This is a genomic window from Enterococcus caccae ATCC BAA-1240 (assembly GCF_000407145.1).
GTDB lineage: Bacteria > Bacillota > Bacilli > Lactobacillales > Enterococcaceae > Enterococcus_L > Enterococcus_L caccae.
The window spans coordinates 16267-36530 of the sequence record NZ_KE136474.1; the positions used below are offsets into that span (position 1 = coordinate 16267).

Consider the following 20264-nt stretch of genomic DNA (forward strand, 5'->3'; position numbering starts at 1 on the left):
AAATGGTTAAACTCTAGCTGAGCATATATTTTGATTTTTATCTTAATTTTTCTACAATTGAGATAAATAAAACATTATTTCGATATTCACAACTGTTTTTAGCTCATATGACCATTTTAATGACGTCTTACATTTCATTTACTAATAGTTTATCAACTGTAGAAATCGCTTTTTTTCTTGTTTCGAAAAGGGAGCCTGTATACGTGTCCAAAGTCATCTTAATCGACTGGTGTCCAAGTATTTTACTAACACTTGCAATATCTGCACCTTTTTCAATGCACCGTGTAGCAAAAGTATGTCTTAATACGTGGAATTTAAAATCTGGTAAATTAGCGGTTTTGATTGTCTTTTTGAATTTGTACGTGATTGCTCTTGGTTCCATCAATTCAGATCCTGTACCGATAACATAGACTGATGAACTATCAGCTTTTTTATTCATTAAATACTTTTTTAGATTTTTTGCTAAAGGAATCTTCCGAATAGAACTTGCTGACTTGGGCGTTCCAGCTACTAACTTTGTTTTAGAATCAATTGAGTTTTCATTAGTTATTCTCGAAATCGTTCTTCTCACATGAATCACATTAGATTCAAAATCAATATCAGACCATTTTAATCCGCTGATTTCGCCAATTCTTATCCCTGAGTACAACGATAAAATGATTGGAGAGCAACCAAGCTCTTGCAAAGCAACTTTTTCAAGCTTACGTTGTTGTGGAATAGTCAGCACATCAATTTCTGCTGTTTTTAATTTCGGTAATTCAAGTGTTTTATACAGATTGCCAGTTACATATCCTTTTTTATGCGCCTCGCAAAACGCCTTTCTTAACAGTGTTATCACATTCCTAACAGAACCTGGAGAAAGACCTTTGTCTTGTAGCTCGTAGATAAAATTTTGAAGATCATTCGACCTAATTTTGGTTAAAGGAGTTGATCCTATAGATGAAAAAATATGTTTTTCAGCTAAGCGTACATAATTAGAGTAGGTCGTTGGTTTTACCCTGTTTTTTACATCCACTGTTAACCAGAAAACAAGCCATTCTTTTAAGGTTCCTTCATATGGTACAAACCGTTCATTCGTTTCTAAATGTTTTGCTTTTAAATGAATCAATTGTTCTTTAACACTTGCATAGGTTCTTCCATAAATAGAACCATATATAATTTTTCCGTTTTGTGTTCTTCCTTTTATATATCGTCCTTCCCAGCGACCATCTTTGCGCTTGTAAATATTCTCTCCTTTGCGTGTCATAAAATGACCTCCTTCTTTTGACAATTTTTTTGACGGCTTTCTTGAGAAAATAGCAATGAAAATGAATATATTCTATCCTTAATGTCTAATTGTCCGATGAAAAACAAATATTATATAAAACCATATTGACATTTTTCAAAAAAAAGATAGAATTACCTTATAAGATTTATTTCATTCCAAAGCTTTTATCTATCTCAATTGTAGAAAAATTAAGATAAACATTTATAGAGATATTCTTATAATAATTGTTATTTTCTATCAATTATTTTTTAATACTTAGTTATATTAATTCAAAATTTAAATGAATGACTTGCCTTTCAAACAAAAAAAATGCTTTTTGTGTAAAAGGCATTTTTTTTTAATATTTTTCTATTTTTTAGTATAGTTAATTAAAATACTTTTCTAGAGGATAAAACAATGACAATGACAATCACCTGCTTTATCGTAGAAGACGAATTGCAACATGGAAAAATAATTGCTGAAAGTATTGAAGACTTTTCTACCACTAACTCTGCAATTACATTTCAGCCAAAAATCATAAGTGAATTTATCCATTTCTATGAAAATTTAAATGACTTTGTCTTTGCAGATAAAGATATATTTATTATTGATATACACCTAAATACATATTTTTCAGGTATAGAGCTTGCGAAAAAAATTAGAGCTTTAAACCAGAAAGTTCCGATTATTTTTCTCACCAATGATGAGCATAGCGGCATACAAGTGATTAATGCACAAATCTCCCCCTTAGGATACGTAGTGAAGCATATCTTGCCAAATATTATTTTTAAAGAAGAATTATTTTCACTGCTTGAACAAATCAGATCACAGCTCCTAGTTAATCTAAATAGTGGAGAATTACTCGTTTTTCGATCTGGAAATAGACAAATTATAATTTATCCAGAAGAAATATTTTATATTGCAACCATTAAAGGCGTTCGTGGGAAAGTGCTTATTAAAACACAAAAAAGCGAAATCACCTGTACAGAACAACTTCACCAAATAAAGAAAAAAGTTAGCCATACTCACCTTTTTACAGAGCTAAAGTCCTACATTATTAATCTTGCTCACATCAAGTCGTTCTCTAGATTGGAAGGGATTATTCTATTTGATCATGGACAAGAACTTTATGTTGGAACGAAAATTATTGATAAGATTTCTAAAAAATTGAAATAATAGCCATGGAGGTGATTAATCATGTTCTCATTTACCATCTTATTTACTTTAAAAAATTTGTTGTTTTTATGGTTGATAGAATACAATATTGTCTTAAAAAGAAATCAAGTTCTTTGCTTATCCAGTTTTTTATTTCTAATCATTTTTTTAAGTTTTTTTGTTACTCAAACATTTACTTCCTTATTAAATATTATTTTTGTGATATTAAAAATTTTTTTATTGATTAAAATCTACAAAAATTGGCTAGTTCCTGTTCTTTCTTTTTCATGGATAACATTTATTCTACTGATAGTATGGACAATTACTTATGCGCTCCCCACTCAGCTATTTTCATTCTCACGTACTTCTGTGATTTTATTATTGATATCCCAACCCTTTTTATTAATAGCCATTTGTTTATCCATGAGGTTCTATATAAAAAAATATGATTTCTTTCTTATCCTTAAAAGTATACAAAAAAAGTACCGGCTTTTATCATTAGCGATTTTTTTGTTTTTTAGCATTATTTTTTATATGTATCAATCTATTGTCAATTATATTTCCCCACAACTACTTGCACTTTTTTTCTTATTAATTTGTCTTAGTGGCTTTTTGTTTAGTTTTTTCTTTCATTTAATTGCTTCATCTTATAATCAGCGACAAGCTTATGTAACCATGGCAAAATCAATGAATTCTGTAAAAGAGAAATATGAAACTACTCTGGAATTCAGACACGATTATAGAAATATATTAACTAGTGTTAATGGATATCTTAACGATGGTAAAATTACTGATGCAAAAACGTACATACAATCTATTATTAATTATTCATCCTCTGTCATAATTCCTGAATACTATTCACAGTTGCTCAACCTGTCTATTCCACCAATCCAAGCTATTTTGCTAGCTTTTTTTGAACAAGCCTCTTCAAAGGGAATCAATTTATATGTTGATATTCCTCAAAAAATTTATCAGATTGATATGGACTTAATTGATCTGACACGTTGCTTGTCTATTTTATTAGATAATGCTCTAGAAGCTTATAATGAAGATAAAAACTATACAATCCAAGTGTCAATATATCAAGAAAATGATCATACTCTTTTCCTTATTAAAAATCCTTTTACTTCTGATACTCACCTTTCACTAGATAAGATGCTTGAAAAAAAATATACCACTAAAAAAGGACATCTTGGAAAAGGCTTGCCAATAGTAATCAAAATTACATCTGAATATACAAATGTTGTAATGGACTTTTATATTGAAAATGATTTATTTACTTCTAATTTGGTAATAGGTACCCTTACTTGATATACTAAATTTACTAGTCGATTGATCCTGTTTTATAAATTATCATTCTTAAATATTGAAATGAAAGAAGGGATACAATGAAAGACCCAGTATCTATTCGTCTAATTAAAGAAAGCGATTTCCCTGAATTACTTGAGATAGAAAATACGATTTGGAACACTCGTAATTCTCCTGTACTTCATTATTATGAATCGGTTGATGAATACAAAGAAAAGATTCAAGGAAGACTTATTTTTGTTGCTGCAGATGAAGACAACGTTCACGGCTTTGTTGATGTACATCATCCTACTCCTTTACTCTCCCATAAGAAACAATGGATGCTAGGTATCGGAGTTCATCCAGATAGCCAATCATTAGGGATTGGTCGGAAATTACTGGATTATGTAAAAGATGAAGCTGCCAAAGAAGGCATTCGCAAAATTGCTTTGCGCGTCATGGGGCCTAATACTAGAGCAATCCAGTTTTATCGTAAGAATGGGTTTGTCCAAGAAGCATTGTTCAAAGATGAATTTTTTATCAATGGGGCATTCTGTGACGATTATCAATTTGCTTATTTTATCGAGTAATCTCAGATAGTTTTAATATTTTCAGAAAACATCGGTTCCTTTCTGAAAATACGCTTGCTGTAGACTCTTTATTCTGTTATTTTAGTTAAGGATAATGTTTAAGGAGTGTTAAATTATGACAAAGAAGTTAACATGGCGTGAGTATCTTTATGTAGGATCTATGCTATTTGGGTTATTTTTTGGGGCGGGAAATTTGATTTTTCCTGTTCATATGGGACAAGAAGCTGGAGCTACTATTTTTTTAGCTAACCTAGGTTTTTTGATCACTGGGATTGGATTGCCATTTTTAGGCGTAATTGCCATTGGCATATCCAAAAGTAATGGTATTTTTGATTTGGCTACTCGTGTAAATCGGCGTTATGCTGTTATATTTACAGTATTATTATATCTGACGATTGGGCCTTTCTTTGCATTACCTCGTCTAGCAACGACATCTTTTGAGATTGGTTTAGCACCATTCATACCAAGTGAGCAGCACAAATTGATTTTAGCAGTCTTTTCAGCGCTATTCTTTTTGATTGCTTGGGCTTTTTCTCGTAAGCCTTCTAAGCTGTTAGGTTATGTAGGAAAAGTTTTAAACCCATTATTTCTATTTTTACTAGCTATTTTAATTTTATTTGCGTTTATTTCTCCTTTAGGTTCTGTCTCTTTAGCGCCTGTTGCTAGTACTTATGAATCCAATCCTTTTTTTAAAGGATTTACAGAAGGTTATAATACTTTAGATGCACTAGCATCTTTGGCGTTTGGGATCATTATTGTTTCAACAATTAAAGGAATGGGTGTTGAACAACCAAATGATATTGCAAAAGACACCATAAAATCTGGTGCAGTTAGTATTGTTTTGATGGGCATCATTTATACATTTCTTTCTTATATGGGTACAATGAGTCTAGGTAAGTTTCCTACTAGCGAGAATGGCGGGATTGCTTTAGCTCAAATCGCTAATCATTATTTAGGGAATTTAGGCAGTATTTTATTAGCATTTATTGTGATTTTAGCTTGTTTAAAAACGGCAATTGGCTTAATCACTGCGTGTTCTGAAATGTTCAGTGAGTTGTTTCCAAAAGGAACCTATACATTTTACATTGCAATAGCCAGTATTTTACCTTGTTTATTTGCAAATGTTGGGCTAACGAATATTATTCAGTTTTCAGTTCCTGTTTTGATGTTTCTTTATCCTTTGGCAATGACTTTGATGATTTTAGTCATCATTAGCCCACTGTTTCACCACCGTAAAGAAGTTTACCGTATGACGACTTATGTCACAGTGTTTGCGGCATTACTTGATGCATTGAATAATACACCTGATTTTATTAAAGCAAATACTGTCGTTTCATCTATTTTAAAAACTGCAGAGAATTATCTGCCTTTATTTACGATTGGTATGGGATGGGTCGTTCCGGCGGCACTTGGCTTTTTAGTTGGTTTAATCTGGACTAAGCTAAAAAAATAGATACACTTATGTAAGATATGAACTGAGGTGAACCTAACAAAGGTTTATCTCAGTTTTTTTAATTTGTTATACTCTTATCTATCACACCAATACTTTTTCTAACAAAAAACAGGGTAAGGGGTATCTCTTATTCCTTTCATCCCCTTCTAAAAAAGATATCTTTTTGTTAAATATAGATTTCTAACTGTTCGACGACCACCATCTTAGCTGACAAGTGCCCCTAAAGTACAGTAGAATAGAGGCAAGGAAGTGATTAGCATGTTATATGAAGAATTGATGATGGATTCAGGAATGCTTACAAAGTTTAAGCTTTTTAAACGAATCACACAAATCAATCAGTCAGATATTTCTATTACTCAATTAGCTGATGAATTGTCTTTAAACTATCAGCAAACATTTATTATTATAACTGAGATCAATAATGATTTGACTAAAATAATTTCAACTCATCCATCGATTTTACACAAAGCAGGAAAAATGGATAGTACAAGATTAATAGTGACTATAGATGAATATCGCTATTTTCTATTAAAAAAATCGGTTCCTTTTCAATATATCCTCTATTTTTTAAATCATGATTCTCCAAATATAAACGATTTTTGCGATCGCTATTACGTTAGCCGTTCGACAGTTTCTAGAAAGATGCTGCCTTTGAAAAAACATGTAAAGCAATTTAATTTGCGTTTTACATATACTGAAGCAAATTTGACTGGTGATGAACGGGCTGTTAGAGTTGCTTTGTTTGATGCACTCTGGTTAGGAACACGTGGAACTGTCTGGCCTTTTAAAAGTGTTGCTTTTGAAGATGCAGAAAAACTTGCCAACGCCTTTTCTGAATATTTCCCATTATCTAGAACTTATTTAGGTGCAAAAGAGCTGACCTATTTCGCAGCGATTTTTCTTTGTCGCACACGTAGAAAGATTTTTGTTTGTTATGATGATCGCTACGACTTTTTGATGATGGATAATCCTTATTATGATTTTGAGCGCCTAAACAAAGAGCTTGGCCCTATTCAAGCTTTGCCGCCTAAAGAAAGTAAAGGAGAAAGTAGTTTTATTTTTTTCCTAGCACACTATGCTCCATTTTATACGTTAGAAGATGATGCTTCATTGTTTCAGACACTGCACGATTTTTCGACACGACCGAATCCAGTATATGAATTAGTGCAGGAATTTTTAGATTACGCTAAAGTCAATATCTTTAAAAAGGAACCCGAAGCGCTGGATAAATCAATTATTATCGGGAATTTACTAAATATTACGTTTACTTTTTTTGTCTTGCGTCAACCTTACCCTAACCTACAAAAATTAGTAGAATTGCCAGGTAAGAGAAAAAAAGCGGATGAACTTTTAGAATCAAAAATCCAAACTTTTTTTGATGCGAAATCAAAAGAAAAAGAATATAAATTTATTTATACAATTAAGAATCCACTAGTCAAAGCTTTCAAAAATGTTTTGCTTCCAGTATATGACAAACCAAAACATTCTGAGCATCTGATAGTCGGTGTAGCATTTGAACATAACTTTCTTTTAGTTAGAAGAATTTACCAATTTTTAAATGATTTAGGCTTTGTCGATTCTGCCCCTTACCAAGAAGCTCTAACTGAGCAATATGATCTTGTTATCAGCTCCTCGTTGCTACCAAGGAAAAAATATCCCGAACTGCCGCTTTATTTCTGGGATCTATCGTATGGTGAAGAAGGGCTAGCTGATTTATATCGAACCTTACAACAACTTTTTGAGAATAAAAATATCATTCAAGATTAGAAAACAGGTTCTATTGTAAAGATACGCAAAAAGTTCTCAGCTTACATTTAAGCTAAGAACTTTTTTTAGATTATTCATATTTCACTTCAACTAAATACAAACCTTCTGGATGAGCTGTTGGTCCAGCCAAATTTCGATCTTTCGCGGCAATAATTCCGGGAATCGAGGTTTCATCCATCCGCCCATTTCCCATTTTAAGCAAGGTTCCAACTAAAATTCGAATCATTTTATACAAAAAACCATCTCCACGAAACGTGAATATCAGCTCATCTCCTGCTTCATTCATTTCCACTCTCGCTTCATAGATTGTACGAACTTTATCTTCAATCTCCGTACCTGATGCACAAAACGATGTAAAATCGTGTGTTCCTATTAAATCAGTCAATGCTCGTTGGATTTTTTCAGTATCAACTTGATAGGGAAAATAACTAGCATAAAATCGTTTGAATGGACTTCTTGGTTTTCCAATATCTACACGAAATTGATACGTCTTTTCAACAACATGATAACGTGCATGAAAATCATCAGAAACAATTTCAACACTTTTTACCGAGATATCTTCAGGTGTTTGGGTATCCAATGCATAACGCATTTTTTCCAGCTCTCTTGTTTGTGGATAATCAAAATGAATAACTTGCCCTACAGCATGGACCCCAGCATCCGTTCGGCCTGAGCCAAAAATCGTGATTGTTTTACCATTGTTCATTTTGCGTAATGTTTTTTCAAATTCTTCTTGCACAGTTCGTCCATTTGGTTGAATTTGAAAACCATTAAAATTCGTTCCATCATACGCAATGATTGCTTTATAACGCGGCATTTCACTTCCACCTTTACTTCTCTAGCTTCTTAAAAAAATCAATACTACAGTCAATGCTACAAATGCCAATATGACAGCTGTATCTTTTGAATGCCAATGTAACACTCGATACTTCGTCCGACCGTCACCACCTTGATACCCTCGTGCTTCCATCGCAGTTGCCAAATCTTCTGCTCGATTAAAGCTGCTAACAAATAGTGGTATCAACAATGGGACTACCGCCTTCATTTTTTGAACTAGATTTCCTTCACCAAAATCAACACCACGGGCACGTTGTGCATTCATGATCTTTTCTGTCTCATCCATTAAAGTTGGTACAAAACGTAAGGCGATCGAAAGCATCAATGATACTTCATGAACAGGAAAATGAACAGCTTTTAGTGGACGTAACAAGTACTCTATCGCATCTGATAGATCAAGTGGCGGTGTCGTTAGCGTCAATAATGTCGACATGAAAATAATTAACACGAAACGGCAGAAAATAAAGAGTCCATTGATCACACCAAATTCAGTGATTGTAAATATTCCCCAACTAAAGTAAACTGTTCCGCCTTGAGTAAATAGCATCTGCAAGGCAACCGTAAATAGAATCAACCAAATCAACGGCTTGATTCCTCTTATAAAGAAGCGGATATTTACTTTTGATAAAAAAATGGCAAATAACGTAAAAATGGCTAAAATACCATAGGTTTGCCAATTATTCGCTAAAAATATGATTCCGATAAAATAAAAGCTGGCAAGTAATTTTGCTCGTGGATCTAGGGTGTGTATAAAGGAATCTCCTGGTATATAACGACCAAAAATCAACTTATTCATCATTGATCTTCACCCGCCATTTCTAATCCTTTTAACAACTTATCTGCCAACGCATCTGCAGTCAATGGTAGTATATCAAAAGTCATACCTTTTTCCATCAATTTTTCTGCAAATGACGCAGCCGTGGGAACACCTAATTGTTTTTCTTTTAACCAATCAATATTTTGAAAAACATCTTGTGGTGTACCAGATTTAACGATTTTCCCTTTTTCTAATACAATCACATGATCTGCATAATTAGCCACATCGTCCATTAAATGTGTCACTAGTACGATTGTCATTCCACGTTTTTCATGTAACTGTTGAAACATTTCCATCATTTCTTTACGACCTTGCGGATCAAGTCCTGCAGTCGGTTCATCTAATACCAAGACTTCCGGCTCCATCGCTAAAACACCAGCAATCGCTACACGTCGCATTTGACCACCTGATAATTCAAAGGGAGAACGTTCTAAATAAGTAGCATCCAATCCAACTAAGTCAAGCATTTCTGCTGCCAATCGCTGTGCATCTTCTCCTGTTACACCAAAATTCTTTGGACCAAACGCAATATCTTTAGCAACTGTTTCTTCAAATAGTTGAGCTTCTGGAAACTGAAAAACAATTCCAACTTTTTTCCGGATTGGTTTTAAATTTTTATTATTTGTTTCTGGTACAATTGTTCGATCACCGATTGTGACTGATCCTTTCGTCGGCTTCACCAGCGCATTCAAGTGCTGTAGTAGCGTAGACTTACCACTCCCAGTATGTCCTACAATTGCAGTGTACGAACCATCCTCAATCGTCAAGTTCAAGTCGAATAATGCCCGTTGTTCAAATGGTGTGTTCGGTTGGTACGTAAAATCTACTTGTTCAAAACGGATGTCCATAACCAATCCACCATCCTTTCTTCAGTCAAATATTCAGTTGGCACATCAACACCACGCTCTTTTAAAGCAATTTTTAACTTTTCTGGAAAAGGTAGATCTAAGCCCATCTGAATCAATTCTGTCCCAGCAGAAAAAATTTTTTCTGGTGTCCCTTCGCTGACAAGTTCACCTTGCTTCATTACTAAAATTCGATTTGCATTAGCCGCTTCATCGATATCATGTGTAATTGAGATAACCGTTAAGTTGCTTTCTTCTTTGATTTTTTTGATTGTTGTAATAACTTCTTCCCGTCCCTCAGGGTCAAGCATACTGGTCGCTTCATCCAAGATGATAATATCTGGACGCAAGGCCACAACACCGGCAATCGCTACTCGTTGTTTCTGACCGCCTGATAATCGAGCTGGTTCTCGTGTGGCAAAAGAATCCATACGTACTTTCTCTAGTGCATCTCTAACTCTAACAAGCATTTCCTCACGTGGAATTCCTTGATTTTCCAGACCAAACGCAACATCATCTTCGACAGTTGAGCCGACAAACTGGTTATCTGGATTTTGAAACACCATTCCGACCATTTTGCGGATGTCCCAAACATTGGTCTCATTCAGTTCTTTACCACCTACCGCAATACTGCCAGAGGCCGGTAAGAGTAGTCCATTGATTGTTTTTGCTAACGTTGATTTACCTGAGCCATTATGTCCAATGATTGCAATCCACTCACCTTGTTGGATGGAAAAAGATACATCTTTCAAAGCGGGAGAAGCATCTTCTGGTTGATAGTTAAAATCAATATTTTTTAATTCAATTATCGGTTGCATCGCGTACTCCCTCAATTATTTAGTCTTACTAACACTAACAAAAAATCAGTGTTTTTTCAATCATCTCTTCTTAACTTTGCACTAATCTCTATTATAACAAAATATTGCCTAATATGTGAATTCTTATCTGTCAAGACAGAAAGTTTTTTCCTTTAAAAATAAAATGTGTCTGGGACATAACTCTATGAGTCACGTCCCAGACACAAGAAATCTGAATAAACGGTGAGAGCAGAAGCAACACCTTGGGAAATAAGTTGGAATTCACAAAAATTTGAAGAGCAATTTTCGTGAATTTCTCTTATTTCTCGGAGTTAAACACTTCTGTCCCATCTCTCGCTGATAAAAAAATTACGACTATTTATTTAAATACTCAAATGCATACTGCGCATATAACTCTGCTCCAATTTCCATCGCATCTTCATCCACATTAAAACGTCCGTGATGATGTGCCCACTGCGTATCTTTTTCAGGATTCCCACATCCGACTAAAGCAAAACAACCAGGTGTATTTTCAGTGAAATAGCTGAAGTCTTCTCCTCCAGTGGTTGGCGGTTCTTGAATAAGTGCTGCCTCACCAAAATTTTCTTTGATGATTTTTTGTGCAAATAAAGCATCTTCCTCATCATTGATTACAGGAACAGTACCATAATTATATTCCACACTAGCTGTACCGCCATACATCGCCGCAGTTTGCGCAGCATAACGTTTTAACGCTTTCTCTACACGATCACGGGTTTCAATGCTAAAGCAGCGTACAGTACCTTCTAATCGAGCATTTTCAGCAATTACATTAAATCGTGTTCCCACATCCATTTTCCCCACAGTCACGACAACAGGATCTAAAGGATTTGTTTCTCTAGAAACGACACTTTGGACATTCATCACAAACGAAGAAGCGATCATAGCAGCATCAACACATGCATCTGGCATTGCTCCATGTCCCCCTCGCCCTTTAAAGTCAATAGAAAAAATATCAGCGGATGCAAATGATGATCCTACCACACATGAGACTGTTCCAGAAAGCATCTGAGACCAAATATGAATCCCAAAGACATCATCTACACCTTCCACTGCACCTTGTGCTACCATTGCTTTGGCTCCCTGTGCGTTTTCTTCTGATGGCTGAAAAATAAATCGAACGGTTCCTTTAATTTCTGACTGCACCTCTTTTAATGCTTTTGCAGCAGTCAAAAGCATCGCTGTATGAGCATCATGCCCACAAGCATGCATTTTCCCCTCTTCTAAGGACTTATAAGAAATGCCATCATTTAGCTCTTGAACAGGTAACGCATCCATATCAGCTCTCAAAGCTACTGTTTTTCCTGGTTGACCGCCAACTAATTCTGCAATGATTCCTGTAGGTTCAGTCTTACGATAAGGAATACCGATTTTATCTAACGTCTCAGCAACCTTTTCTGTTGTTCTAAATTCCTCAAATTGTAATTCTGGATGTTGATGTAAATCTCTTCTAAAATCAATCATTTCTTCTTTATACTTCTGAATCAATTTTTTTAATTCTTTCATTTTACTCCCTCATTTCTATAAACTCAATAAAATACTTGAAAAGATTCCAGCTAGTATAACAGATACGATCGTAACCGTTATAAAACCAGCAACTAACATCGGTGGCATCATATGACTTGTCAAAGCTTCTCTTTCTTTTTCATCTTCCGTCAATGACTGAATGACTTCATTAGTGATAATATAATCTGCTGGAAAGCCATATAGAGCAGTCAAGGAAACAGCAAATGCCATTTCTTTACTAACTCCCAGTAATCTTCCCACAATAGCAGAGAAGACATACATTCCAATCACGCCAATTACAATAATGCCAACCATCGGTAATAATAATGTTTCTAGCATTTCTGGTGTTGCTTTTTTTAATCCATCAAAAATAAATAACATCAATCCTAAAATTGCAAAACCAAAACTATTTGCTTTTTTTAATGGCTGTTTCTCTAGAAATCCTAATGAAGATGCCACAACACCAAAAAACAAACAAAGAACGAATGGGCTAATTGATACAAATGACGCACACCAAACTGAAACATAATAAGCTAATAATGCAACAATGGCTAAACGAAAAATTCTTGAAAAATCAGTGTGATATTTTTTAGGCACTGCCTTAAACAACCTTGGTATATCTTCATCACTTGCTTCTACTTGATTATCTTCTTGTTCATGAACTGGTGTCCATTCACCACTGCGGTATTTTTCAAGCATTCGCTGCCCTTCTTTTTTTAACATAATCGACGTTAATGGATACCCAGCAAACCCTTGCATCACATAGATTAAAATAGCTAGTACCGAAAGCGAAGTAAGACCTGCTGTTTGGGCGGCCTCAGACATAATTAAGGAAGAAACAACCCCTCCAACTAAAGGCGGAACAGCTACTAGAACTGTTTGGAGATCGAAAACCAAAGATCCAACTGTTAGTAATAATACAACGATTCCTAAAATACCTGATAGTGTGATAACGATCGTCTTCCATTGATTCGCTAATTCTTTGATTGATAGCAAAGTCCCCATATTGGTAATTAATAAGTACATCAATAATGTCGCAACAACTGGTGGAATCCCAGCAATTTCAACAATGTTTTCTGGAAAAAAAGTCCAATAACCAATAACAAACAGTACTGCACAAACAAAAACCGATGAAATCCATGCTTTTGTTTTGCTTGATACAACGTCTCCAATGTATAAAATTCCCATTAGTAACGTAAAAGCTGTCATTTGTGCCATGTTACTCCCCCTTAAAACCTCTCTTTTTTGTCAGAAAATTCCGACTAATAAAAGTATACTAAAATACACACTGGGATGCAATAACATAACAAAAATAATCAGAGGTACTCCTATAAAACAAAAAAGCCCTAAGAATAAATTCTTAGGACAAAAAAATACACCTTATCTATGATGAGTGCTTCCCTACCAGACAAGTCTGGCAGGGAAAGCGTTGAGCTAGACTAGGAGTCGCCTCCAACATCATAACACTCTAAAAGAATCATCTATAAAGTGACGGTATAGTTTGATTATTTAACAAATTCGATAATTACCATTGGTGCTGCATCTCCGCGTCTTGGTTCTGTCTTCAAGATACGAGTGTAACCACCTTGGCGTTCAGCGTAACGAGGTGCAAGGTCATTGAATAACTTTTGTAAAGCTGATTCAACAACGATTTTTTCGTCTTCTTCACGAACGCTAGCAACTTCATTACGTACAAAAGTAGCTGCTTGACGACGAGCATGAAGATCTCCACGTTTGCCTAAAGTAATCATTTTTTCTGTAGTCGAACGAATTTCTTTCGCACGAGCTTCAGTTGTAACGATACGTTCATTGATAATTAAATCAGTAGTTAAGTCACGCAACATTGCCTTACGTTGGCTTGATGTGCGTCCTAATTTACGATAACCCACGTTGGTTTTCCTCCTTCGTAAAAAGTATTAATCGTCTTTACGTAAGCCTAAACCTAAATCATGTAGTTTTAGTTTAACCTCTTCAAGAGATTTACGACCTAAATTACGTACTTTGATCATTTCTGGTTCAGATTTATTTGTAAGTTCTTGTACAGTATTAATACCTGCACGTTTTAAACAGTTATATGAACGAACAGACAAGTCTAGTTCTTCGATGGTCATTTCTAGCATTTTTTCTTTTTGTGTTTCTTCTTTTTCAACCATGATTTCAGCGTTTTTCGCTTCGTCAGTAAGGTTAACAAAGATGTCTAAATGCTCCGTCATAATCTTAGCAGCTAAGCTAAGGGCTTCTTGAGGAATGATTGAACCATCAGTCCATATTTCCATTGTTAATTTGTCAAAATCATCACGACGACCAACACGAGTGTTTTCTACTTGGTAGTTAACACGGCGAACTGGTGTATAGATGGAATCAACAGGGAGAACACCAATTGGCATATCTTCCTTCTTGTTTTCGTCTGCTTGAACATAGCCACGACCAGGTTTCACTGTTAAGCGAGCATGGAAAGTAGCTCCTTCAGAGACACTACAGATAATTAAATCTTTATTCAAGATCTCAACATCGCTGTCGACGATAATATCGCCAGCAGTTACTGTAGCAGGTCCTGTAATATCGATCTCAAGGGTTTTTTCTTCTTCTGCATAAAGCTTTAATGCTAAGCCTTTGATATTCAAAATAATTTGAGTTACGTCTTCTCTTACACCTTTAATGGTAGAGAATTCATGCAACACACCATCGATTTGAATATTGGTAATAGCAGCTCCTGGTAGAGAAGATAATAAAATACGACGTAGAGAATTGCCTAAAGTAGTCCCGTAACCTCTTTCCAGTGGTTCAACGACGAACTTGCCATAATCTCTATTCTCATCAATTTTTTCGATTCTTGGTTTTTCAAATTCAATCATTCTTATCTATACCCCTTTCAAAACGAAAAGTGTCTTGTTCAATGACGTTCTTAATTCAAACTCAGAATGAGTGGCACTCATTAAACACGACGGCGTTTTGGAGGGCGGCATCCATTATGAGGAACTGGAGTCACGTCACGAATTGCAGTCACTTCTAAACCTGTTGCTTGCAATGAACGAATCGCTGCTTCACGTCCAGAACCAGGTCCTTTAACTGTTACATCAACAGTTTTAAGTCCGTGTTCTTGTGCTGCTTTAGTTGCAGCTTCTGCGGCCATTTGAGCTGCAAACGGTGTTGATTTTTTGCTTCCTTTGAAACCTAATGAACCTGCAGATGACCATGCTAATGCATTACCATGACTGTCAGTGATCATTACAATTGTATTATTGAATGTAGAATGGATATGTGCAATCCCAGTTTCTATATTCTTTTTCACACGGCGTTTACGACTAACTTTTTTTGCTGCCATGAAGATCTAACCTCCTTCACTTAGGAATTATTTTTTCTTGCCTGCTACAGTACGAGCTGGGCCTTTACGAGTACGTGCATTATTTTTCGTGTTTTGTCCACGAGTTGGTAATCCACGACGGTGACGGATACCACGGTATGAACCGATTTCCATCAAGCGTTTGATGTTCAAGTTCACTTCACGACGAAGATCACCTTCAATTTTTAACTTATCAATTTCCGCACGGATAGCATCTGTTTGTTCGTTTGTTAAATCACGAACGCGAATATCTTCAGATACGCCAACGTTTGCTAAAACTTTTTTAGCAGTAGTGTTACCAATACCAAAAATGTAAGTAAGGGAAATCACTACACGTTTATCACGAGGGATGTCTACTCCTGCAATACGAGCCATTCTACGTTACACCTCCTATTATCCTTGACGTTGTTTATGTTTTGGATTTGCTGGGCAAATGACCATAACACGTCCTTTACGGCGAATTACTTTACAATGTTCACACATTGGTTTTACTGATGGTCTTACTTTCATGATAATACCTCCCTGAATTTTACGGAGTACAATTATTTAAAGCGATAAGTGATTCGACCACGAGTTAAATCATATGGAGATAACTCTACAGTTACTTTATCTCCAGGTAAAATACGAATATAATGCATACGAATCTTACCGGAAACAGTAGCAAGAACTTGGTGTCCATTTTCTAGTTCAACTTTAAACATTGCATTCGGCAAAGTTTCGACGACTGTACCTTCGACTTCAATCATATCTTCTTTAGCCACGCACAGTACCTCCTTGTACTTGTTTCGCATTTTCACACGATAAAATGGCGGAAACTTCAGCTCCCACCCAGAATTTTCAATTAAACTTCCACAAAAAGGTAGAAGTCGGACTGATATATTCTATCATAAACTATTCTATTTGGCAAGAGAATCTGAATCAAACACAAATGGTAAGCTTGCGGCAAATCAGAAAACTATTTTTTTTCAATGATTTCTTTCACTTCTGAAAAAACAGTATCGATCTCGCGATTCCCATCTATTGTATGCAATACGTTTTTAGCTTTATAAAAGTCTAAAATTGGTGCACTGCTTTTGATGTTGACTGCCAGACGGTTTTTGACCGTTTCAGGCTTGTCATCTTCTCTTTGATAAAATTCATGTCCGCCGCAACGATCACATGTTCCTTCTACGGTAGGAGGATTGAAGATTTTATGATAAGTTGCCCCACACGAACGGCAGATAAACCGACCGGCTAAACGTTCAACCAAAATTTCTTCTTCTACATGGATGTCGATGACAGCATCAATTTTTTTATTTAATTCTGTTAACATTTTATCTAATGCTTCTGCTTGATCCAAAGTTCGTGGAAAACCATCTAATAAAAAGCCTTTATCAGTATCAGGTTCCGCCAAACGTTCTTTGACAATTCCATTTGTTACATCATCAGGAACTAAAGCACCTTTATCGATATAAGATTTCGCTTCTAAGCCAAGAGCAGTTTCGTTTTTCATCGCAGCACGGAACATATCTCCTGTAGAAATATGAGGAATACCGTACGTATCCACGATCTGTTCTGCTTGAGTTCCTTTGCCTGCTCCAGGCAATCCCATTAAAATGAGGTTCATTTCATTTCCTCCTAATTTTAAAGGCTGGCTTTTGAAGCTAGCCTAGCGAGAGAATGGTGCTGAGGATGATCCTCAACACACGACTCCTACTTATTGATAAAGCCAACATATTGACGTTTCAACATTAAACCTTCTAATTGTTTCGCTGTTTCTAAAGCAACACCAATCACAATCAGTAAGCTTGTTCCTCCCAGTCCAATAGATTGCGGTAAGTTCCAAATCATTTGAGCAATGATTGGAAGTAACGCAACTAGTCCTAGGAATATAGAACCGACAACACTTAGTCTCATTAACATTCCAGAAATATATTCTTCTGTCCCTTTACCTGGTCGCACACTTGGAATATAACTTCCTTGCTTTTGTAAGTTTTCCGCTAATTTCTCAGGGTTAACTTGAACAAATGCATAGAAGAATGTGAAAGCGACGATCAGTACAGTATAAATAATCGCACCTGGAACGGTATTGTAACTAAAAATTTGTGTCATTACATCATACCAACCTTCACCAGAATAATTCTTAGAGAAGGCTTGTAAAACAGCATTCGGCGTTGCGATCAATGAACTAGCAAAGATAACTGGGATAACCCCTGCAGCATTTACTTTTAACGGTAAATAACTACTAGTTGGCGCACCAGAAACACGTTTTGTATATTGGATTGGAATTTTTCGTTCTGCTTGCTGGAAGAATGTTACTAATGTAACAATAACCAAAATTGCAATAATTAAAAGAGCAATAAAAATAGCAGACTGCCAAATTTTAGAAGACTCAATATTGATAAAGTAATCGTCAACGATCTCTTTGATTCCTTCTGGTAACCGAGAAATAATCCCAGCGAAGATAATCATTGAAACCCCATTACCGATCCCTTTTTCAGTAATTTGTTCTCCTAACCATGTAACAAACATTGTTCCACCAGTTAAAATTACAGAAATCATCACAAAAGTGCTGATGTTAGGATTTTTTACGATCCCAACTGAACTTAATTGGTTAAATCCAGCAGTAATCCCAATAGATTGAGCAATACCCAAGACAATCGTTAGATATCTTGTTGCTTGATTTAATTTCTTACGTCCAACTTCACCTTGCTTCGACCATTCTACAAATTTTGGTACGATATCCATTTGTAATAATTGGATGATGATCGATGCTGTAATGTACGGCGAAACCCCCATCGAGAAGATAGAGAAGTTTTGCATCGCACTACCACTGACCATATTCAACATATTTAAAAATGGTAAATTGCTCAAGTCTTGCAAACCTTTTGCATTTACGCCAGGTACAGTTATATGCGCACCTAAACGAAATACAAAAAGAATGAATACAGTAAACAAAATTTTTGATCTAATGTCTTTGACTTTAAAAGCGTCTTTTAATAGTTTAAACATTAGATCACCTCGATTGATCCACCAGCTGCAACAATTGCTTCTTCTGCTGCTTTAGAGAATTTAGCTGCTTTCACAGTTAATTTTTTAGTTGTTAATTCACCATTAGCAAGAACTTTGATTCCAGCTTTTTCGTTTTTCACGATTCCAGCTTCGATCAATCCTGCAGGTGTAACTTCAGTTCCATCTTCGAAACGATTTAAGACATCTAAGTTGATGACTGCATAATCTTTACGGTTGATGTTCGTGAAGCCGCGTTTTGGTAAACGACGGAATAATGGAGTTTGACCCCCTTCAAATCCAAGTCTTACACCACCACCTGAACGAGCTTTTTGCCCTTTTTGTCCACGGCCGGCAGTTTTACCATTACCAGATGAAGTACCACGTCCAACACGGTTACGTACTTGGCGTGAACCTTCAGCAGGTTTCAATTCATGAAGTTTCATTGGTTTGGCACCTCCTTAACAATGTACTATTGTAAATTAAACTTCTTCAACGTCCACTAAATGTGACACAGTGTTGATCATACCTTTAACTGCTTCGTTAGCAGGTTTGACAACAGAGCTGTTTAGTTTACCTAAACCTAATGCTTTAACTGTATCTTTTTGGTTTTGAGGACGTCCGATAACGCTGCGTTTTAATGTAACTTTTAATTCAGCCATTATTTTGTCCTCCTTATCCTAAGATTTCTTCTACAGATTTACCACGAAGTGCTGCCACTTCTTCGGCACGTTTTAATTGTTTTAACCCTTCAACTGTTGCGCGAACAACGTTGATTGGTGTATTTGAACCTAATGATTTTGATGTAATATCTGCTACACCAGCTAATTCCAATACGGCACGAACTGGTCCACCAGCGGCTACCCCAGAACCTTCTACTGCAGGTTTCATAAGGATACGGCCACCACCGAATACCCCAATCACTTCGTGAGGGATACTAGAACCAACCATAGGCACTTCAACTAAGTTTTTCTTCGCGTCTTCGATTGCTTTGCGGATTGCTTCTGGCACTTCTTGTGCTTTACCAGTCCCAAAGCCAACATGACCGTTTTTATCTCCCACAACAACTAATGCTGCAAAGCGTAGACGACGTCCACCTTTAACAACTTTCGTTACGCGGTTGATAGCAACGACGCGGTCTTCTAATTCCAAGTGTTTTGGATCAATATAAACCATGAATGGTGTTCCTCCTTCTCCTAAAATTCTAGTCCATTTTCACGCGCTGCTTCAGCTAAAGCTTGCACGCGGCCATGGTAAAGGTATCCACCACGGTCAAAGACTACTACTTTAACGCCTTTTTCAGCGGCACGTTCAGCGATTAATTTACCAACAGCTGCGGCTGTTTCTGTTTTGTTTCCACCTGAAATTTCTTTATCTAAGGCAGAGGCACTTGCTAGCGTTACACCCGCTACGTCATCAATGATTTGCGCGTAGATGTTTTTGTTAGAACGGAATACGTTCAAGCGTGGGCACTCAGCAGTACCAGAGATTTTGTTACGTACACGACGATGTCTCTTTTGGCGTGTTTTGTTTTTATCTGGTTTTGTAATCACAATTGTCACCTCTTTGTATTTGCTAGCTATTAAGCTGCGAT

General features: G+C 35.9%; 24 protein-coding genes and 1 pseudogene. 5 read left to right on the forward strand and 20 right to left on the reverse strand.

The features are described 5' to 3' along the window. Positions 1-127: 127 nt before the first annotated feature. Positions 128-1246, reverse strand: a complete 1119-nt coding sequence (locus I580_RS10495) for a tyrosine-type recombinase/integrase (protein ID WP_010770642.1) — start codon at positions 1244-1246, stop codon at positions 128-130. 417 nt (positions 1247-1663) lie between these two features. Between I580_RS10495 and I580_RS10500 the strand changes: the two genes are divergently transcribed. From I580_RS10500 to I580_RS10520, 5 genes are all read left to right on the forward strand, one after another. Continuing rightward, positions 1664-2422 carry a LytR/AlgR family response regulator transcription factor gene (locus I580_RS10500; RefSeq protein WP_010770641.1) on the forward strand — a complete coding sequence of 253 codons (759 nt, stop codon included), beginning with the start codon at positions 1664-1666 and terminating at the stop codon, positions 2420-2422. 21 nt (positions 2423-2443) lie between these two features. Further along, positions 2444-3712: a sensor histidine kinase gene (locus I580_RS10505; RefSeq protein ID WP_010770640.1), complete on the forward strand. Its 1269-nt coding sequence runs from the start codon at positions 2444-2446 to the stop codon at positions 3710-3712. Between the two features lie 77 nt (positions 3713-3789). After that, positions 3790-4278: a GNAT family N-acetyltransferase gene (locus I580_RS10510; protein ID WP_010770639.1), complete on the forward strand. Its 489-nt coding sequence runs from the start codon at positions 3790-3792 to the stop codon at positions 4276-4278. Between the two features lie 115 nt (positions 4279-4393). Further along, positions 4394-5731 (forward strand): branched-chain amino acid transport system II carrier protein, encoded by a 1338-nt coding sequence (brnQ, locus tag I580_RS10515; protein ID WP_010770638.1) that lies wholly within the window; start codon positions 4394-4396, stop codon positions 5729-5731. Between the two features lie 258 nt (positions 5732-5989). After that, on the forward strand, positions 5990-7498 hold the full coding sequence (locus I580_RS10520) for a helix-turn-helix domain-containing protein (RefSeq protein ID WP_010770637.1): 1509 nt from the start codon (positions 5990-5992) through the stop codon (positions 7496-7498). A 70-nt stretch (positions 7499-7568) separates the two neighbouring features. On the opposite strand, the gene truA is transcribed toward I580_RS10520, so the two are convergent. From truA to rplR, 19 genes and pseudogenes are all read right to left on the reverse strand, one after another. After that, positions 7569-8315: a tRNA pseudouridine(38-40) synthase TruA gene (gene truA / locus I580_RS10525; RefSeq protein WP_010770636.1), complete on the reverse strand. Its 747-nt coding sequence runs from the start codon at positions 8313-8315 to the stop codon at positions 7569-7571. 21 nt (positions 8316-8336) lie between these two features. Further along, entirely contained in the window at positions 8337-9134 is a 798-nt protein-coding gene (locus I580_RS10530; protein ID WP_010770635.1) for an energy-coupling factor transporter transmembrane component T family protein, read from the reverse strand. Further along, positions 9131-10000 carry an energy-coupling factor ABC transporter ATP-binding protein gene (locus I580_RS10535; protein ID WP_010770634.1) on the reverse strand — a complete coding sequence of 290 codons (870 nt, stop codon included), beginning with the start codon at positions 9998-10000 and terminating at the stop codon, positions 9131-9133. Before I580_RS10535 ends, I580_RS10530 begins: the two co-directional genes overlap by 4 nt. Further along, positions 9976-10815: an energy-coupling factor ABC transporter ATP-binding protein gene (locus I580_RS10540; protein ID WP_010770633.1), complete on the reverse strand. Its 840-nt coding sequence runs from the start codon at positions 10813-10815 to the stop codon at positions 9976-9978. The genes I580_RS10535 and I580_RS10540 overlap by 25 nt, the downstream gene beginning before the upstream one ends. 208 nt (positions 10816-11023) lie before the next feature. After that, a pseudogene (locus tag I580_RS17400) lies at positions 11024-11145 on the reverse strand (DUF3788 family protein); the annotation flags it as partial. A 24-nt stretch (positions 11146-11169) separates the two neighbouring features. After that, on the reverse strand, positions 11170-12339 hold the full coding sequence (locus I580_RS10545) for a M20 family metallopeptidase (protein ID WP_010770632.1): 1170 nt from the start codon (positions 12337-12339) through the stop codon (positions 11170-11172). A 15-nt stretch (positions 12340-12354) separates the two neighbouring features. Beyond that, positions 12355-13557 carry a hypothetical protein gene (locus tag I580_RS10550; RefSeq protein ID WP_010770631.1) on the reverse strand — a complete coding sequence of 401 codons (1203 nt, stop codon included), beginning with the start codon at positions 13555-13557 and terminating at the stop codon, positions 12355-12357. Between the two features lie 287 nt (positions 13558-13844). Next, positions 13845-14228 (reverse strand): 50S ribosomal protein L17, encoded by a 384-nt coding sequence (rplQ, locus tag I580_RS10555; protein ID WP_010761666.1) that lies wholly within the window; start codon positions 14226-14228, stop codon positions 13845-13847. 27 nt (positions 14229-14255) lie between these two features. Next, positions 14256-15194 carry a DNA-directed RNA polymerase subunit alpha gene (locus tag I580_RS10560; protein ID WP_010761667.1) on the reverse strand — a complete coding sequence of 313 codons (939 nt, stop codon included), beginning with the start codon at positions 15192-15194 and terminating at the stop codon, positions 14256-14258. Positions 15195-15274: 80 nt separating this feature from the next. Continuing rightward, positions 15275-15664, reverse strand: coding sequence for a 30S ribosomal protein S11 (rpsK, locus tag I580_RS10565; protein ID WP_010761668.1), 390 nt, complete (start codon positions 15662-15664; stop codon positions 15275-15277). A 27-nt stretch (positions 15665-15691) separates the two neighbouring features. Continuing rightward, positions 15692-16057 (reverse strand): 30S ribosomal protein S13, encoded by a 366-nt coding sequence (gene rpsM / locus I580_RS10570; RefSeq protein WP_010766211.1) that lies wholly within the window; start codon positions 16055-16057, stop codon positions 15692-15694. 18 nt (positions 16058-16075) lie between these two features. Further along, entirely contained in the window at positions 16076-16192 is a 117-nt protein-coding gene (gene rpmJ, locus I580_RS10575; RefSeq protein WP_002288710.1) for a 50S ribosomal protein L36, read from the reverse strand. A gap of 32 nt (positions 16193-16224) precedes the next feature. Beyond that, positions 16225-16443 (reverse strand): translation initiation factor IF-1, encoded by a 219-nt coding sequence (gene infA, locus I580_RS10580; protein ID WP_002356224.1) that lies wholly within the window; start codon positions 16441-16443, stop codon positions 16225-16227. Between the two features lie 194 nt (positions 16444-16637). Then, positions 16638-17288 (reverse strand): adenylate kinase, encoded by a 651-nt coding sequence (locus I580_RS10585; RefSeq protein WP_010766212.1) that lies wholly within the window; start codon positions 17286-17288, stop codon positions 16638-16640. An 86-nt stretch (positions 17289-17374) separates the two neighbouring features. Further along, positions 17375-18673: a preprotein translocase subunit SecY gene (gene secY / locus I580_RS10590; protein WP_010770630.1), complete on the reverse strand. Its 1299-nt coding sequence runs from the start codon at positions 18671-18673 to the stop codon at positions 17375-17377. Next, complete coding sequence (gene rplO / locus I580_RS10595; protein WP_010761672.1) at positions 18673-19116, reverse strand: 50S ribosomal protein L15; 444 nt, start codon at positions 19114-19116, stop codon at positions 18673-18675. The genes secY and rplO overlap by 1 nt, the downstream gene beginning before the upstream one ends. 36 nt (positions 19117-19152) lie before the next feature. Continuing rightward, complete coding sequence (gene rpmD, locus I580_RS10600; protein ID WP_010770629.1) at positions 19153-19332, reverse strand: 50S ribosomal protein L30; 180 nt, start codon at positions 19330-19332, stop codon at positions 19153-19155. A gap of 13 nt (positions 19333-19345) precedes the next feature. Then, complete coding sequence (gene rpsE, locus I580_RS10605; protein ID WP_010770628.1) at positions 19346-19846, reverse strand: 30S ribosomal protein S5; 501 nt, start codon at positions 19844-19846, stop codon at positions 19346-19348. 20 nt (positions 19847-19866) lie between these two features. Further along, positions 19867-20223 carry a 50S ribosomal protein L18 gene (rplR, locus tag I580_RS10610; protein ID WP_010761675.1) on the reverse strand — a complete coding sequence of 119 codons (357 nt, stop codon included), beginning with the start codon at positions 20221-20223 and terminating at the stop codon, positions 19867-19869. Positions 20224-20264: the final 41 nt, after the last annotated feature.